Annotated in this window: 15 protein-coding genes; 3 read left to right on the forward strand and 12 right to left on the reverse strand. The window is 70.6% G+C overall.

Features of this window, described 5'->3' with window-relative positions; genetic code table 11:
• Nucleotides 1-61: 61 nt before the first annotated feature.
• The 6 genes from OHU35_RS02035 to OHU35_RS02060 form a co-directional block, all read right to left on the reverse strand.
• Nucleotides 62-1126, reverse strand: coding sequence for an alcohol dehydrogenase catalytic domain-containing protein (locus OHU35_RS02035; protein ID WP_189725308.1), 1065 nt, complete (start codon nucleotides 1124-1126; stop codon nucleotides 62-64).
• A 432-nt stretch (nucleotides 1127-1558) separates the two neighbouring features.
• Nucleotides 1559-2689, reverse strand: a complete 1131-nt coding sequence (locus OHU35_RS02040; protein WP_405504342.1) for a sensor histidine kinase — start codon at nucleotides 2687-2689, stop codon at nucleotides 1559-1561.
• 24 nt (nucleotides 2690-2713) lie between these two features.
• Nucleotides 2714-3418, reverse strand: coding sequence for a response regulator transcription factor (locus tag OHU35_RS02045; RefSeq protein ID WP_405504344.1), 705 nt, complete (start codon nucleotides 3416-3418; stop codon nucleotides 2714-2716).
• Complete coding sequence (locus OHU35_RS02050; protein ID WP_405504346.1) at nucleotides 3387-3728, reverse strand: glycosyltransferase; 342 nt, start codon at nucleotides 3726-3728, stop codon at nucleotides 3387-3389. Before OHU35_RS02050 ends, OHU35_RS02045 begins: the two co-directional genes overlap by 32 nt.
• 132 nt (nucleotides 3729-3860) lie before the next feature.
• On the reverse strand, nucleotides 3861-4949 hold the full coding sequence (locus tag OHU35_RS02055) for an amidohydrolase family protein (protein ID WP_405504347.1): 1089 nt from the start codon (nucleotides 4947-4949) through the stop codon (nucleotides 3861-3863).
• 652 nt (nucleotides 4950-5601) lie between these two features.
• Nucleotides 5602-6201: a TetR/AcrR family transcriptional regulator gene (locus OHU35_RS02060; RefSeq protein ID WP_189725304.1), complete on the reverse strand. Its 600-nt coding sequence runs from the start codon at nucleotides 6199-6201 to the stop codon at nucleotides 5602-5604.
• Between the two features lie 148 nt (nucleotides 6202-6349).
• Here OHU35_RS02060 and OHU35_RS02065 point away from each other — a divergent pair, with 148 nt between their 5' ends.
• Both OHU35_RS02065 and OHU35_RS02070 read left to right on the forward strand, forming a co-directional pair.
• Nucleotides 6350-7144, forward strand: a complete 795-nt coding sequence (locus tag OHU35_RS02065) for an alpha/beta fold hydrolase (RefSeq protein ID WP_189725303.1) — start codon at nucleotides 6350-6352, stop codon at nucleotides 7142-7144.
• A 67-nt stretch (nucleotides 7145-7211) separates the two neighbouring features.
• Nucleotides 7212-7583 carry an antibiotic biosynthesis monooxygenase gene (locus OHU35_RS02070; RefSeq protein ID WP_189725302.1) on the forward strand — a complete coding sequence of 124 codons (372 nt, stop codon included), beginning with the start codon at nucleotides 7212-7214 and terminating at the stop codon, nucleotides 7581-7583.
• Between the two features lie 258 nt (nucleotides 7584-7841).
• Here the strand turns inward: OHU35_RS02070 and OHU35_RS02075 are convergent, their stop codons facing one another.
• Genes OHU35_RS02075 through OHU35_RS02100 form a run of 6 tightly spaced genes read right to left on the reverse strand, consistent with a single transcriptional unit; the run spans nucleotide 7842 to nucleotide 15745 of the window.
• Nucleotides 7842-9500: a (2,3-dihydroxybenzoyl)adenylate synthase gene (locus tag OHU35_RS02075; protein WP_189725301.1), complete on the reverse strand. Its 1659-nt coding sequence runs from the start codon at nucleotides 9498-9500 to the stop codon at nucleotides 7842-7844.
• Complete coding sequence (locus OHU35_RS02080) at nucleotides 9493-11553, reverse strand: acetate--CoA ligase family protein (protein ID WP_189725300.1); 2061 nt, start codon at nucleotides 11551-11553, stop codon at nucleotides 9493-9495. The genes OHU35_RS02075 and OHU35_RS02080 overlap by 8 nt, the downstream gene beginning before the upstream one ends.
• Nucleotides 11550-13103: an FAD-dependent monooxygenase gene (locus tag OHU35_RS02085; RefSeq protein ID WP_189725299.1), complete on the reverse strand. Its 1554-nt coding sequence runs from the start codon at nucleotides 13101-13103 to the stop codon at nucleotides 11550-11552. Before OHU35_RS02085 ends, OHU35_RS02080 begins: the two co-directional genes overlap by 4 nt.
• Nucleotides 13104-13119: 16 nt before the next feature.
• Nucleotides 13120-13845, reverse strand: a complete 726-nt coding sequence (locus OHU35_RS02090) for a maleylpyruvate isomerase family mycothiol-dependent enzyme (RefSeq protein ID WP_189725298.1) — start codon at nucleotides 13843-13845, stop codon at nucleotides 13120-13122.
• Nucleotides 13842-14672 (reverse strand): fumarylacetoacetate hydrolase family protein, encoded by an 831-nt coding sequence (locus OHU35_RS02095; RefSeq protein ID WP_189725297.1) that lies wholly within the window; start codon nucleotides 14670-14672, stop codon nucleotides 13842-13844. Before OHU35_RS02095 ends, OHU35_RS02090 begins: the two co-directional genes overlap by 4 nt.
• A complete protein-coding gene (locus tag OHU35_RS02100) occupies nucleotides 14669-15745 on the reverse strand; it encodes a cupin domain-containing protein (RefSeq protein WP_189725296.1) in 1077 nt (358 codons plus the stop codon). The genes OHU35_RS02095 and OHU35_RS02100 overlap by 4 nt, the downstream gene beginning before the upstream one ends.
• A 119-nt stretch (nucleotides 15746-15864) precedes the next feature.
• Between OHU35_RS02100 and OHU35_RS02105 the strand changes: the two genes are divergently transcribed.
• The gene (locus OHU35_RS02105; RefSeq protein ID WP_405504351.1) at nucleotides 15865-16638 is read left to right on the forward strand and encodes an IclR family transcriptional regulator; all 774 of its coding nucleotides are present in this window, start codon (nucleotides 15865-15867) and stop codon (nucleotides 16636-16638) included.
• The last annotated feature ends 45 nt before the right edge of the window (nucleotides 16639-16683 follow it).

Consider the following 16683-nt stretch of genomic DNA (forward strand, 5'->3'; position numbering starts at 1 on the left):
CACACAGGGCTCTGTGGATCTCCCTCGGTGAACTGGTCAGCCGTCCGTAATCGCCGGGGTGTCAGGGCAGGAGGAGGACCTTGCCGGTCTGTCGTTGGCTTTCCAGGTATGCGTGGGCCTCGGCCGCCTCCGCCAGGGGATAGGCCCGGTCGATGATCGGGGTGATTTTTCCGTCTGCCAGCAGTTCCAGGCACAGCTGCTGGTCCCGCAGGGTCGCGCCGCGCACGCTGGCGATCCTCACCTGCCGGCCGATGAGGGCGAGTGCGTCCAGCTCGAGCCGGGAGCCCTGGCCGGTCGGTGTGCCCAGGACGATGACCGTACCGCCGAGCCGTGTACAGGAAAGGGAGCGCCTGAAGAAGTCGTTGCCGCCGACACAGTCCCAGACGGCGTCGGCGCCCAGACCGTGCGTCAGCTCCCTGACTTGCCCCGGCAGTCGGGGATCGGTGGAGTGCAGGATGTGGTCGTAGCCGAGCCTGCCGAGCGCTTCGTCGCGGTCCGGCTTGGTGGTGGTGCCGATGACGGTGGCTCCGCTCAGCTTCGCCAGTTGTGCGCAGGCGATCGCCATTCCGCCGCTGGCGCCGGTGATGACCACGGTGTCGCCGGGGCCGACAGGTGCTTGCCGCGCGCAGTTGAGCGGGGTGGTGTAGGTCCACATGGTGGCTGCGGCTGTCTCGAAGTCGATGCCGTCGGGGATGGGCAGGATCGCGTCCTGGCGGCGCACGACGTACTGGGCGTAGCCGCCGAAGACCTGGTGTCCGGGGTAGGCGGTGTCGACGCACAGGTTTTCGAGCCCGCGTACGCACAGGGCGCAGTTACGGCACGGCGGGTGCGGAAGCTGCACTGCCCTGTCGCCGGGGTGCCACTCGGTGACGTTCTCGCCGGTGGCGACGATCTCACCGGCCGCGTCCCGGCCGAGCTGGAACGGCAGAGGCCACGGCGGCCGTCCCGGCAGAGGCTGCGGCAAGTTGCCCGCGCGGTACCGCAGATCCCAGCTGTTGACGGCCGTCGCGTGCACGCGCATCAAAATGTCGTCGGGGCCGACCTCGGGAATCGGCGCCTCGATGTACTTGAGCACCTCGGGCCCGCCATGCTCGAACAGGCGGACCGCCATCATGGTCTGTTCCACTCTCACGTTCCTTCAGATCGTTACGGGGTTCATCCAGGGCTTCATGGAGCCGCCTGCGCCTTGACCGCCCCGGCGAGACCGTGGGCGAGCGGACCTCGGCCAGACGGCTCACCAGGGATGGATCAGCAACTGGACGGCCCGGCGCCTTCGCGAGTAGGTCTACGACTGAGCACGAGTCCGGCGCACCCGCACCGGATCCACGTGCCCGGTCGACTCCAGGTGGAGAGGCTCGTCGCGCACGGCGGAACCGGACAGCGCGGTGTGCGCGGCCGTTGTCAGGTGCCGCGAAGCATGGTGATCAACGGCGGTCGACGGCGGGACGAGGAGAGCCTGCATGACCCCAGGCAACAGCCGCCTCATAAAACACGTACCACTCGGCGTATGAAGCTTCCATGGGGTCGGCAGGGATGATCCGCTCCGGGGTCGACGGAGTCAGCGGGAGACCTGAGGCATGCCGCCCTCGGGGGCGGGTTCCTGCGGGAGGCGCAAAGTGAACGTTGCCCCCTTGCCCAGCCCGGCGGATTGCGCGGTGATGTCTCCGCCGTGGGCTCGGGCGATGCCCCGGGCGATGGTCAGGCCGATGCCGCTGCCGCCGGCGGCAGCGGGTCGGCCGGGACGATCAAGGCGTTCGAAGCGGTGGAAGATGCGTTCGAGGTCGTGTTCGGCGATGCCGATGCCGTCGTCCGTGACGCGGACGATCACGTCGTGCACGGGAGATGGTTCGCTGTGGACGGACAGCGCCACCTGTCCCTGCCGATCGCATGCGGCCAATGCGTTGCCGAGCAGGTTCACCAGGACCTGGGTGATCCGGTCCGGGTCGCAGAAAGCGTCGACGGGTGTGTCTGCGTCCACGGCGAGGGTCACGATCTGGTCGTCGTACTGAGGGCGCAGTCGCTCGGCCGTGGCCCGTGCCAGCGTGGCCACGTCGGTGGGCTTGCGGTGAAGATCGAAGGCGGCCTCCTCCGACCGGGACAGGCTGGAGAGGTCGCCCGCCAGGCGCTGCAGCCGGTGAAGGTCGTCGGCGAGGGAGGCGAACATCGCCTCATCGGGGATGAAGATGCCGTCGGCCATGCCCTCGATCTGGCCGCGTAGAAGGGTGATCGGGGTGCGCATCTCGTGGGCGACCTCGGAGATCAGGCGGGCGCGGCGGCGTTGGGTGTCGGCGAGGGCTGCCGCCAGTGTGTTGACGTCCTCGACCAGCGCTGCCAGGCCCGGCTCGCTGGGGAGTTCGAGGATGTCGTCGTAGTGTCCCTCGGCGAGCCGGCGCGTGGCGGCGCGCACCCTGTCGAGCGGACGCAGCAGAAACCGGGACAGGGCGACGGACGCCGGGAAGGCCGCGGCCACTCCGGACAAGAGGCCGATCTGCAGGACCACGTCGCCTTCGATGTCGGCAAACCCGAGCCACACCTCGATCAGCGCGCTGATTGCCGCCATGGCCAGCAGCGCCAGGAGGAGCACCATGACGTGCGAGAGCACCAGCCGATTGCGGAGCGACAGCCGCTCCTGGATTCGGCGCAGCCGCGCACGGGACCTGTGGTAGGCCGGGAAGCCTGAGGGAACCATGGGCGGGGTGTCCTTCCTGGCCGCTCAGGCGGGGCGCCCGACGAACCGGTAACCGATGGTGCGGACGGTGCCCACGAACCGGGGTGCGTTCGCGTCGTCGCCCAGCGCGCGCCGCAGAGTGCGGATGTGCACGTCCACGACGCGCTCGTCGCCGAAGAAGTCCTCGCCCCACACCTGGGTCAGCAGGCCGCGCCGGGTGAAGACCCGCCCAGGGGCCCGGGCCATCGCGAACAGCAGATCGAAGTCGAGAGCGGAAAGCTCCACCGTCCGGTCGCTTCCGACAAGGACGGTTCGTGTCTCGGGATCGACAGTCAGCCCGTCGAAGCGCAGCATGTCGTCCTCGTGGGGCGCCTCGGTGCGGCTGTCGGTGCGCCGCAGGATGGCCCGCACCCGTAGTGCCAGTTCGCGGGGGCTGAACGGCTTGGTGACGTAGTCGTCGCCGCCGGTGGTGAAGCCGATCAGCCGGTCGACCTCCTCGTCCCGGGCGGTGAGCATGATCACCGGGATCTGGCTCGCCTCCCGGATGCGGCGCAGGACCTGGAATCCGTCCAGCCCAGGGAGCATCACATCGAGCACCACGAGGTCCGGCCGGTCGCGGGTGACGGACTGCAGGGCGGACGGCCCGTCCGCGGCCTCGATGACGTGGATCCCGTCCGCCTCCAGGTAGCCGCGCACGGTCATGCGGATCTTGGGTTCGTCATCGACGACCAGAACGCGCTGCGTACTCATCGTGCTCGCTTTCCATCGCCGAGGTGGGAAGGGGAAGGGGGAGGGCCGTCAGGGCCGCGGGGTGACCGGCGGCGTGGACGTAGAGGGCCGCGAATGTGGCCAGCGTACGGTGGATGTCGTGGTCGCTGACGATCCCCGGGTCGGCCTCGCCCCTCCGGCGCCGGGCCGCCGGGTCGTCGGGCAGCTCCATGAGGCGTTCGGCAAGGGCGCGCACGTCACCGGGCGGGAAGAGGCAGCCGTCGCGGCCGGGCTGGACCAGGTGCGGCAGTGCCATCGCGCCGGCCGCGACAACGGGCCCGCCCCCGGCCATGCGTTTCGCCCGGCCAGGCGACCTCGCTTCCGTCGGTGACCCCTCCGTCCCCAGGCGCTGATCTTCGCACCGAGCGCCGCCCGCGCCCCGTCGGCGGGGCATCGGGCGGCGGGCTTGGCGTGCGGTCGCGGCTCAGCGCGAGCCGGCGCGGCGTATACGCGCCCGCAGCTTCGGGAACTGCTCGAGGGCGTTGGTCCGCTCCAGAGCGATCCGCTGGCGTCGGCTGTAGATCTCGTCGACGGTCGGTTCGGGGTCGCCTGCCTTGAGGACCGGCAGGCTGCCCTTGAGGAAGGGCATCGTCTCGACGTTGTCGGCCGCGTAGAGGTGGCGGGTCGCGGGCCAGTCGCTGCCGAACATGATGTGGTCGGCGGGCACCAGCGACGACAGCGGCTGCAACTGCGCGGCGGTGAACGCCTGTGCGTCGTCGAAGTACATCCGCTTGATGTACTTGAGGGGGCCTTCCGGCAGCACCTCGTTGAACGGCGGGAAGGCCGAGTGCCGGGTCGCCAGCCGGTAGGCAAGGAACGGCAGTGCCCCGCCGCTGTGCGTGAAGTGCCAGCGGATGTTCGGGTAGTCCCGCAGGACACCGTTGTAGATCAGGCTCGTCATCGCTCGGGTCGCGTCGAAGGTGTACTCGAAGACGTTGTTCCCGGCCGGGATGTCGGGGCCGAAGCACAGCTTCGGAGCCGGGTTCACCTCCGGACCCGTCGGGTGGACGTAGACGTAGGCACCGCGGTCATTGAGGATCTCGTACAGAGGCGCCAATGAAGGGTCCCCCAGGTAGGTGCCCTTGTAGTTGGTGAGCAGGCAGATGCCGTCGAGATCCAGTTCGCCGAGCGCGCGGTCCACCTCGGCCACCGAGCCCTCGATGTCGGGCATCGGGGTGACCGCGAAGATCCCGAACCGGTCGCCCCGGGTCTGCACGAGGTCGCGGGCGTAGTCGTTGACCGCCCGGGCGGTGGCGCGCCGGTCGTCGACCGGGCCGACGGTGACCTGGAGGTCGCCGAACGACAGGACGCTGGCCTGGATCCGGTACTGGTCCATGAAGGCCAGGTGCCGATCGACCGACCACGGACCGTACGCCCCGGTGATGGCGCCGAGGAGGCCGTAGCGCTTCAGGTAGTCGTTGTACACATCGGGGCTGTAGTGCGCGTGGGTATCGATACGCCAGTTGCCCTTCGGCAGACCCTGACCGGACGGCGCCGCCTCCGGAGTAGCCATGGCAGCCGGCACCGTGGCCGCCGCCGCCCCGACAAGCGCCGCGGCCGAAGCCCCTTCGATCATCCTTCGACGCGAGATGTTCCGTCGCAGGTTCATATCCGGTTCCCCTCTTCATTCTGTGTACGAGTCAGGTCGTATGCGTGTACGCCACGGCGCCGTCGCCAGGCCGGGCAGTCTGCGCAGGACGGCGGTGGTCCCCGCCGAATTGCGGACCGCCGCCTCCACGCGCGGGCGGCGCGCGGCCAGTCGGGGGCGCAAGCGGGTGAGTCGCTCCTCTGCCGGGCCAGTCGCCGTCAGCAGATCGATCCGGCGCTCATGCGCGGGAATCCCATGGCGCAGACGTGGCCGCGCCGGCCGGCAGTCGGCTCCACGCGGGTGAACAAGCCGGCGGTTCCTTGATGCAACGCGTCATCGCCGACCCGCGCCTGCCCAACGGGGTCCACGCGCCTGGCCGATCCCGGACGGCGGGGCGATCAACGCTGTCCACCGGCGGGACGAGGAGTACGTGCATGACCGCCAGACAACAGCCGCCTCATCAAGCACGTACCACCGAGCTCATGAAGCTTCCATGAAGCCGATCGCCGGACTGGCGCCCACGCGGAAGGGCGGGCGCTGCCACCCGTTGGCCTCTGTCAAGGGCTCTCGGTGACTGCTACTGGGAGTCCTGCGGTGCGTCGGCACGCTGCAGGGTGGTGAGCCACTGGGCCACGACGGCGTCGATGAAGGCGTCGGTGACCTGGCCGCGGTCGAGGAAGAGCCGGGCGAGGACGGGCCCGTACAGCAGGGTGAACTCGTCTTCGCTGATCTGGACGCCCGAAGGCTCCAGCAGCCTGTTGAAACCGGCGTAGCGGTCCTCGCCGATGCGGACGAGAGCCCCGGCACTGTCGGGGTCGTGGTCGGCCTGGGCGGTGACCGCCAGAGCCGCGGTTCGCACGGACGGCACACTGACCCCGGCGCGCAGGCTCTTCAGCCAGGCGGTGGCCACGGCGCCCACGTCGCTGCCCGGTTCGGGATAGGTACCGAGGTCGGGGCCTTCGAGGACGAGGTCGAAGAGCAGTGCGGCTCGGGTGGGCCAGTGCCGGTAGAGGGTCTGGCGGGTCACGTCTGCCCGCTCGGCCAGCAGGGCATAGGTCAGCCCGGCCGGTCCTACCTGAGGCAGCAGTTCTCGCGCGACGGCCAGCACGCGGTTGCGGGTGCGCTGCACGCGCGGGTTGCCCGGGGTCGGCTGACGACGGTGGAGGGGCTGCTTCATGCCGCCACCCTACCTGCCAATCATACGTTGAGTGTGATTGAGGTCACAATTCAAGCCGAATCATACATAGCGTGTGATAGACCTTGGAGAGCAATCACACGCACTGGATGATTCTTGTGTGACCGTGCACATTCGAAAGGCGTTGACCATGTCACCTCGCAACCTGCTCGCACCCACGTTCTCCCGCACGCGCCTCGGTTCCGGCCCTGGCCTGCTCCTCGCCCACGGCGCCGGCAGCAGCCTGGCCGGCACCTACGGCCCCGTCCTGGAAGCTCTCGCCGCCCGCCACACCGTCGTCGGCATCGACTACCCCGGCAGCGGCGACACCCCCCGCTCCACCGCCCCGCTGTCCGTCGACGACCTCGCCGACCAGCTCATCGCCGCCGCCGACGCAGAGGGCCTCGACCGCTTCGCCGTGTCCGGCTTCTCCCTCGGCGGCCCGGTCGCCATCCGAGCCGCCGCCCGCCACCCCGAGCGCGTCACCGCACTCGTCCTGACCGCCGCCTTCCCGCACCGCGACAACCGGCTCGCTCTCGCCTCCTCGGTCTGGAGCAAGATAGCCGCGTCCGGCGACCGCGAACTGCTCGCCGAATTCCAGCTCATGATGGCCCTCGGCACCCAGGCGCTGGAGTCGATGCCGGCCGAGCAGCTGCGGCAGACCCTCGGCTACGTCGCCGCCACCGCGGCCGACGGCAGCTCCGAGCAGACCGACCTCGTCGGCCAAGTCGACGTCCGGGGCGACCTCGCCGGCATCGAGGTCCCCACCCTGGTCATCTCGACCACCGACGACCGGCTCACCTCCACCGCCCTGCACCGCCACCTCGCCGAGACCATCCCCGGCGCGCAGCTCGCGGAAATCGCCACCGGCCACCTGCCGATGCTGGAGCGGACCGACGAGTGGCTGCAGCTCATCACCGACTTCCTCGGCAAGCACAACGCCTGAAAGCGCACCACGGGTGGGCCACGCGGCGAACGGCGTCGTGGCCGCTCACCGAGTTCATGGAGGAATCATGCTCAAGTTCGGCAACCTCGACGAGTCCACCGCCTTCCGCGACCAGCAGAAGGAGAAGACCGGCCCGGTCACTGTCATCAACACGTTTGTCGCCCCGGAAGGCAAGGAGGACGAGGTGGTGGCCGCCTGGGCGGACGACGCGGAGTACATGAAGAAGTCGGGGAGCCTTCTTTCGGTGCAGCTGTACCGGGGCATCGGCGGCAGCCGGCTTTTCACCAACGTCGCGGTCTGGCGATCCACCGAGCACCTTCGTGCAGCGCTCGGCACACCGGAGTTCGCCTCGCACCTGGAGGGCTACCCTGCCGGCACCGTCGCCTACCCGCACCTGTACCAGAAGTTCGCTGTCGACGGCGTCTGCGAAGGGGAATGACGATCGCTCCCCGATTCCGGGCTGCCGTTCGCCACGCACACGACGTGGCGACGTGTAGCCCCTGGGCCACGGACGACTCGCGCCGATGACGCCGGTCCGTGCTGGTCCGGCGGTCGGGACGGATCGACGGTGACGGCGGTACCTGGAGCTGTTCCCCAGGTACCGCCAGAGGGCCGGCAAAGCAGCTTTGACTCCCTCAAGGGAAGCGGCAGCATCACGACGACGTCGTCGGCCCGCCCTCCGCGGCGGCGAACGCCGTCACACCGCCTCGACGGAGTCTGCCTCGCCACGGACGACATCCCGCAGACGCTTCTTGTCGATCTTGCCGACCTTGGTCAGCGGAAGTTCGTCCATGACCAGCAGGTCCTCGGGGAGTTTGTAGCGGGCCACCTGCATCGCGCTGAGGGCGGCGCGGACCGATTCGAGGGTCAGGTCGGTGCCCGGTTCGACGACCACCACCACGCACACCCGCTCCCCCAGGTCCGGGTCGGGCTTCGCGACGGCGGCGACACGGGCGACACCGGGCAGGCGGTAGACGAGGTTCTCGACCTCCTCGGCGGAGATCTTCTCGCCGCCCCGGTTGATGAGGTCCTTGTCGCGTCCCTCGACGACGAGGTTGCCCGAGGAATGCACGCGGACGATGTCGCCGGTTCGGTACCAGCCATCCGGGGTGAACGCGCGGGCGTTGTGCTCGTCGGCCCGGTAGTAGCCGCGCGGGGTGTACGGGCCGCGGGTGAGCAGGGCGCCCATGTGTCCCGAGGGCAGGGGGTCGTCGGAGGCGTCGACGACGAGGATTTCGTCGTCGGGGCACATGGGACGGCCCTGCGTCTCGATCTTGATGTCGTCGGGGTCGTCCGGGCGCGTGTAGTTCAGCAGTCCCTCGGCCATGCCGAACACCTGCTGGAGTGCGCCGCCGAGTACGGGTTCGGCGCGGCGGGCGATCTCCGGGGCGAGGCGGGCGCCGCCGACCTGCAGGAGCCGTAGCGCGGGCGGGGCGAGGTGACGGCCGGCGGTGACGGCGTCGATCCAGCGCTGGGCGACGGCCGGCACGGCGGCGGTGGCCGTCACGCCCTCGGCCGCCATCAGGGGCAGCACCCTGTCGGGGTCCGGGGTGCGGGCCAGGACGACGCGGCCGCCGTTCATGAGGGTGCCCAGGATGCCGGGGCAGGCCAGGGGGAAGTTGTGCCCGGCGGGAAGGGCCACCAAATACACGGTGTCGGGGCCGAGGCCGCAGACCTCGGCGCTGCGCCGCGCGTTGTACTCGTAGTCGTCGTGGGTACGGGTGATGAGCTTCGGTAGTCCCGTCGTACCTCCGGAAAGGAGGAACACGGCGATGTCACCGCTGTCGGGAGCGACTTGGTCGAGCCGGTCCCGTGCCGCGGCCGGGTCGTCGGCCGGTTCGGCCAGGGCGCGCAGATCCGTGGCATCGGCGCCGACTGTGCCGCCCGCGACGAGCAGCAGCCGTACGCTCGGGGTGGCTTCGGCCACCTCCCGGCCCAGCTCCTGGTGGTCGAAGTCGCCGAGACGGTCGGGTACGGCGATCGACGTGACCTCGGCATGGGCGGCCAGGTAGCGCAGTTCGTGGCCGCGGTGCGCGGGCAGCGCCATCACGGGGGCGATGCCGGCCCTCAGACAGGCCAAAGTGAGCGTGACGAACTCCCAGCTGTTGGGCAGCTGGACGAGCATCGCGTCACCGGGGTGGAGGCCGGAGTCCAGCAGGCGGCACGCCAATCCGTCGGCGCGCTCAATGAGCTGACGGTAGGTCAGGCGCGTGTCGCCGTCCACGACAGCCACCGCGTCTCCGTAGGAGGCGGCCCATTCGTGCAGGTACGACCCGAGCGGCCTGCCACGCCAGTACCCGGCCTCGCGGTAGCGGTCGGCGGTCTCTTTGGGCCAGGGGACGAAACCCTCACGCATCGTCGGATCCTCCTTGATCCCGGGAGTCACGCAGCAGCAGTACGGCGTCGAGCGCGACGACGTCGCCGTCGGGTAGGACGCGCAGGGGGTTGATCTCGCACTCGGCCATCGTCTTGTCGGCGGCCAGGGACGAGAGGGCGAGCAGCACGTGGGTGAGTCGAGCGCGGTCGACCGGGGTGGCGTTGCGCGCGCCGAGGAACATCTCGCGGGTGGCGAGCTCGTCGAGCATCGTGTCCGCCTCGTGCGCGGACAGGGGCGCGAGACGCAGGGAGACATCGCCGAGGATTTCGGCGGCCGTTCCCCCGGCGCCCAAAGCCAGCACGGGGCCGAAGACCGGGTCGCGGCGTACGCCGACGATGAGTTCGGGGCCCGCGGGGGCCATCTGCTCGACCAGCAGTGCGGGACTCGTCGGCATGCGGGCGAGGGCGTCGTCGAGTTCCTGGTGCGTGCGGATGCCGACCTGGACCCCGCCGACTTCCGTCTTGTGCAGGATCTCCGCGTCGAGGATCTTGACCACGACCGGTCCGCCGAGCTCGTCGAGAGCCGTGTGCACCGCGGCGGGCTCGGCGCACACGCGGCGTGCGGGCGTACGGATGCCCAGGTCCGCGAGGACGCCCTTGGCGGTGTGCTCGTCGACAGGGCCGGGCAGAGGCAGCGTGGGTGTACCGGGCCCGGTGACGTCGGCGGCCTCCAGACGTGTGCGGGCCCCCGCGTCCTCGACGAGCGCGCGCACCATGACCGAACCAGACGCCGGCGTGGCCGCGCAGGGAATGCCGGCTTCCCCGAGTTGCCGGCGGGTCCGCCGTGCCTGCTCCACGGGTCCGCCGACGACGGCGACGAGCGGGGTGGCGATGCGGGCGGCGGTCAGCACGGCCGGGAGGTCCACCGCGGTGGGTTCCAACAACCCGTACACAGCGGTGACATCGACGCCGGGGTCCTCCGAGACGCGCTCGACGACCTGGGTGAGCGCGGGCGAGGGGCGGCCGGTGTCGACGGGGTTGTTCAGGTAGGTGAGGGCGGGGAGCAGCTCGCGCAGTTCCTTCACCGTCCGTTCGACCAGGGGCGGAACCTGGATGCCGTGGGAGCGCAGGTCGTCGGTGAGCAGCAGTCCGGGGCCGGCCTGTGCGGTGACCAGGCCGATGCCCGGGCGTGGATTGGCGGGGAGCCGTACACGGCTGAGCGCGGTGACGGCGTCGACGAGGTCGCGTTCGTCATCGACGAGGACCGCTCCGGCCTGGCGCAGGGCCGTCCTGGTCACGCGCCAGGAGGTGGCCAGGGCACCGGTGTGGGAGCGGGCGAAGTCGCCGATGTCGCTGCGGCCCACGACCAGGGCCACGACGGGGACACGATCGGCGAGGCGGCGTACGGCTTCGGCGAGGCGGCGGCCTTCCGCGGCGGTCTCCACGTGCAGGGCGACGGCCCGTACGGCGTCGTCCTCGGCGAGGTGGTTGAGGACGTCGGCCTGGGTGATGTCAAGGCTGTTGCCCAGACCGACCCCGAGGCGCAGGCCGACGCCGGCCTCGGCCAGGGCGAAGGCCAAGGCGTGGTTCACCCCGCCGCTTGCCGCTACGACCGCCACCGGCCCCGGCTCCAGGTCGGCCGCGCCCGGGACGAAACTGGCGGTGAGCCGTTGGTGGGGGGCGAGGAAGCCCGAGGTGTTCGGTCCGAGGACACGGATGCCGGTGTCTCGCACCACCTCGGCCAGCGCTTGGTGATACAGCGCACCGTCGCCGCCGGATTCGGCGAAGCCGCCGGCGCACACGAGTGCGGCGCGGGCCCCCGCGGCCGCCGCCTCGCGCAGGGCGTCGGCGGTCACGGCGGCCGGAATGCAGGAGACGACGAGGTCAGGCGTGATGCCGTGGGCCGCGGCGGCCTCGGCGATGGTCGGGAAGAAGCCCAGGCCGGAATCGGGCCGGCCGGCGTTGACCTTCATCACCGGTCCGGGGAACGAGGCGAGGGAGTCGGTCATCGCCGCGCCGAGCTTTCCGGGCGTGGCCGACGCGCCGAGTACGGCGATGGCGCGGGGCGCGAACAGCGCGTCCAGGGCGGTCACTCGGTGCCTCCGACGAGGTCGGCCCGGCCGGACAGCACGAGCGTGGTCGCGGTGTCGTCGTCGTACGCGCCGATGACAGCGGCGGGCAGGCCGTGGCCGAGACGGGCCTCCTCCGCGATGAGTACACGGGTGAGCGCCGTACCACCGCGTACGCCGACGAGCGGGGCGCCCGATTCTGCCGTCTCGCGCACCTGGTCGAGGGCGAGCGGCAGACCCTCCTCGGTCTCCGGGGCGTCGATCCACACGCCTGCGCCGGACGACTGAGCGCTGAAGGGGACCATCGGGACAGCGGTGCCGTCGGTCCCGGTGAGGAGTTCGTCGCCTGCCGTCACACGGCGCGAGGGAAGCCGGAGCAGCCCGCCGCGGAAGGGTGTCTCCAGGGGCGGCGTCTCGTGGTTCTGCCGCCACCATCCGTCGACCCGGTCCCCGTAGGCCGCGTCGCGCACGGCGAGTTTGCCGCGCGGGATGCTGCGGGTGAGGAAGTGGAAGGCGAACTGCGTCGGATCGTCGAGCGTACGGACGTAGCGGCCGAAGTGCTCCCACCACGACAGGCTGGGACGCGCCGAGTTCTGGATCTTCTCGACCTTGGGGCGACGGCGCTGCTCGTAGATCTCAAGTGCCTCCGGCACGCTGTGCGACGTCTCCCCCAGGGCCTCGGCCAGCCCGACCGCGTCCTCCATGGCCATCTTGGTGCCGGACCCGACGGAGAAGTGCGCGGTGTGCGCCGCGTCGCCCAGCAGCACCCATGTGCCCCGTCGCCACGAACGGGCCCTGCGCGTGGCGAAGTTGGCCCAGCGGGAGTTGTTGCCCACCAGCGGGTGCCCGTCGATCTGCTCGCGGAAGAGGGCTTCCAGGTAGCCCTTGGTCTTCTCGTCGCTCGGGCCCGGCGGCGTCGAGGGGTCGAAGGCGTCGAGGCCGGCCGCGGCCCAGGAGTCGGCGTCGGTCTCGACGATGAACGTGCTCAGCGAGTCGCTGATCGGATAGGCGTGGGCGGCGAACACGCCGTGTGGGCCGTCCTGGTGGACGAAGGTGAGCCCGTCGAACATGTAGGTGGTGCCGAACCAGATGAACTTCGCGCTCGCCACCTCCGCCGTCGGTCCGAAGTCGTCGGCGAACAGGGTGCGGAAGCGGCTGTTGGCGCCGTCGCACACGACGACCAGGTCGAAGTCGTCCAGTTCGGCGAGGTCGCGGACCTCGTGCTGGAAACGCATCTGCACGCCCTCGGCCCGGGCCCGGTCCTGCAGCAGGCTCAGCAGCGTCTTGCGGACCACGGCCGCCATGCCCATGCCGCCGACGCGCTCCCGTGCGCCGTGCACGCGGACCTCGATGTCGTCCCAGTGTCGGCCGTGCTTCTCCAGCGCCTCGCTGAGGACGGGGTCGGCGGCGTCGATGGCGTCGAGGGTGGCGTCGGAGAAGACCACTCCGAAGCCGAACGTGTCGTCGGGGCGGTTGCGTTCGAAGACCACGACTTCGGCGTCGGGTCGGCTCCGCTTCAGCAGCGTGGCGAAGAAGAGTCCTCCGGGACCTGCGCCGATGCAGGCAACTTTCATGGCTTTTCCTTCGCGCTCACAGCCACGCGGGCAGTTTCGGCGGGGTTCCCCCGCCGGTCGGGTACAGGGGGCCGGGGACGGGGCGCCCGGTCGCATAGGCGGCCAGGCTGGGAAGGTCACCACTGACCACGACCGGCTCGGCGGCTGCCGACTCGCCCAGAAGCCAGCTGTGAGCGCCGTCCTCGGACCGCAGCCGGACAGCGGGACAGTCGGGTCGGCCCCGGAAGGAGGCGGCCACGTCGTCGACGAGGGCCACGCACACGTCCTGCGGGACGTCGTCGAAGCTGGTGTCGATGTTCAGGTCGACGACGTGGACCCACACCTCACGCACCCGCATCCAGGGCACCTGAAAGACGGGCACCTCACGACCTCGTGCGGTGCGCACAGTCGCCGCCCAGCACTCGTCAGGCAGTGCGGCAAGTCCTACGGCGAGGCGGGCGTCGGCTGCGAGCAGCTCCGCACGGAGATCTTCGGGGCGGCGCCGAGCGCCTTCCTCGATCTCGCGTGCACGTTGGTCGGCATTCGCGTACATCGGGGTCTCGGTGCCCGTGCGCGCCCAGGTCAGCAGGTTGCCGAGGGCGTCGGCGTTGCGGGCGACATGGGCGGCGACGTGGGCCCTGCTCCAGCCCGGCAGGTACGAGGGCCTGGTGAACCCCGGGTCGGTCAGCCGGTGCACGGCGGCCTCGAAGGCCGCCGTGCCCTTGGCGGCCCGTTCCAGCATCGCGGCCGGGCGTGCGCTCACCGCGCCTCCCGGCGGCAGATGTTGCGGCACTCGCCGATCCCCTCGATGCGGGTGACGAGGCGCGTGCCGTCCTGCAGATAGCGGGCGGGCTTGCGGGCGTGGCCGACACCGCCCGGAGTACCGGTGGCGATCACGTCGCCGGGCACGAGGGTGATGATCTCGGACAGGTACGCGACCAGCGTGGCCGGATCGAAGACGAGGTCGCCGGTGTCGGCCTTCTGGACCGTGTCGCCGTCGACTTCACAGGTCAGGCTCAGGCCCTGGGCGGAGACCGCGGGATCGTCGGCGGTGACCAGCCACGGCCCGATGGGGGTGGTGGCCTCGAAGGTCTTGCCCTGGTCCCACTGGGTCGTGCGGTACTGCCAGTCGCGGGCGGTGACGTCGTTGAGCACGGTGTACCCGGCGATCGCTGCCCGCGCCTGCGCCAGGTCGGCATGCCGGACCTCGGCACCGATGACGACGCCGAGCTCGGCCTCCCAGTCCATCTGCGCGGACGCAGCGGGCAGGGTCACGTCGTCGTACGCGCCGACCAGCGCCCGCGCGAACTTGGAGAACAGCGTGGGGTGCGAGGGGAGTTCGCGGCCCATCTCCAGAATGTGCGTGCGGTAGTTGAGGCCGACGCACACGACCTTCTCCGGCGCGACGACGACGGGGGCGTAGTCCAGGGCGCCCTCGTACGTTTCGCCATCGGAGTCCGCGGCACGCGTCGCCCAGTCACTGTGGCGCAGAAAGGCCACCAGGTCGCTCTCGCCCAGGTCCACCGCCCTGACGTCATCGATGCGGACGGCGCGCGTGGCGCCGTTGACCCGGATGGTGGCGAGCTTCACTTCTGATCTCCTCGGGAGGTACGGGCGAGGCCGAGCGCCTCGTAGACGGGCTCGTCGCTGAAACGGAACAGGTCGACCTGGGTACGGGCGGACAGCGAGACCTCGCACCAGGACGGGACGACGAACAGGTCGCCCTTGGCGATCTCGAAAACCTTGTCGCCGACGTGGGCGACCGCCTCGCCGTCGAACACCTGCCAGACCGCGGAGCCGACCGAGCGCACCGGGACGGTCTGTGCGCCGGCCCGCAGTCGGCGCATCTCGGTGCGCATCGTGACCAGGGCGTCGTTGCCGGTGGTGGGGTTGGAGAAGCGGACTCCGGCGTGGCCGGGCTCGATCACACCGGGTACGCCTTCGTCCTCCAGCTCCAGCTGAGCGGTCAGGGCCGCGTCGGTGTGCTCCCAGCGGTAGGCGCCCAGCGGGGAGTTGCGCCGCTCGGGTTGGCCGATCGGGCGCAGTCCGGGGTGTCCCCACAGTCGTTCGCCGCGCGAGCGCTCCGGGGTTTCGCGGGTGGAGAGCTCGTCGGGGCCGAACTCGAAGAAGCCGGCGTCCAGTTGGGAGACGAGCGGGATGTCGAGGCCGTCGAGCCAGGCCATGGGCTGGTCGGTGACGTTCTGGTGCTCGTGGAAGGCCCAGCTCGGCGTGAGCAGCAGGTCGCCGCGCCGCATAGCGACCGCGTCCCCGTCGACGTTGGTCCAGACGCCCTCGCCTTCGACCACGAACCGGAAGGCTCCCTGGCTGTGCCGGTGCGAGGGAGCGACCTCGCGCGGCCCCAGGTACTGGATCGCGGTCCACAGGGTCGGGGTGGCGTAAGGGAGGCCCGGCAGGCCGGGGTTGGACAGGGCCATGGCGCGGCGCTCTCCGCCACGCCCCACCGGCACGAGCTCTCCGGAGCGCTGTGCGATGGGCAGCAGCTGAGCCCACCGCCACAGGTGCGGGATCGCGGCAGGCTGCGGCGACATCGGCATGAGGCCGTCCACCTGGGTCCACAGCGGGATCAGGCCCGCGTCCTCGAAGTCCGCGTACAGCTCGTCGAGCAGCTTGCGCTCGGTCTGTTCGCTGGTGGTATCGGTCACGGAAACCTCCACGTCGTGTGTCCGGCGACCGCCAGAAGAAGCGCGCTTCAGTCCGCGCTGTTCCGGACGCTACGCCACTGTTTCCCCTCACCGGAATCATTGAAGGGTAGGATTCCTCTATGGAGAATCCGACCAGTCCTTCGCCCAGCCCCTCGTATCCGGTGAGCGCCGCCGGCAACGCCCTGCGCGTCGTCCGGCTCCTGCACGAACTCGACGAGCTTCGGGTGATGGACGTCGCGGACCGGCTGGGCGTCGCGCGTTCGACCGCGCACCGGATCCTCGCGATGCTCGTCTTCGAGGGATTCGCCGTGCAGGACCGCCACAAGGTGTACCGGCCGGGGCCGGCTCTGCGGGCGATCAGGGGAAGCCATGCGGCCCCTCCCCCGGACCTGATCACCATCGCCCACCCCCACCTGCGACGACTGGCGGACGCCGTCCGGGAGACGACCCATCTGATGGTGCTCGAGGGCAACGGAGCCCGTTTCCTGGACGGCGTCGAGGGCCCCCAGGCGCTGCGCGTCAGCTACCGCACCGGCACACTCCTGCCCGCCCAAGCGACCTCGGGCGGCAAGGCCATGCTCGCGGCACTGCCGGCGGACCGGCTCCGGGCCCTCTACCCCAACGGACTCCCCGAGGACGGGGCCAAATCTCCGAAGGACTTCGAGAGCCTGGTGAACGAGCTGGTGTCCGTGCGCCGCCACGGCTACGCCCTCAACCTCCAGGAGAGCGAGCGCGGAGTGCACGCCGTCGGCGCCTGCGTGCGTGACCACGCCGGCACCGTCGTGGCCGCCGTGGCCGTGGCGGCTCCGTCCGTCCGCTGCACCCGCGCACGGCTCACGGAACTGTCCCAGCCTCTGCTGGCGGCCGTGCGGGACATCGGGCAGGGACTGTGAACGACTGCGGCGCACGCCACCGTCAAGTCCACTACGCAGGCTGTC

Source organism: Streptomyces purpurascens, assembly GCF_045040895.1.
Lineage (GTDB): Bacteria > Actinomycetota > Actinomycetes > Streptomycetales > Streptomycetaceae > Streptomyces > Streptomyces purpurascens.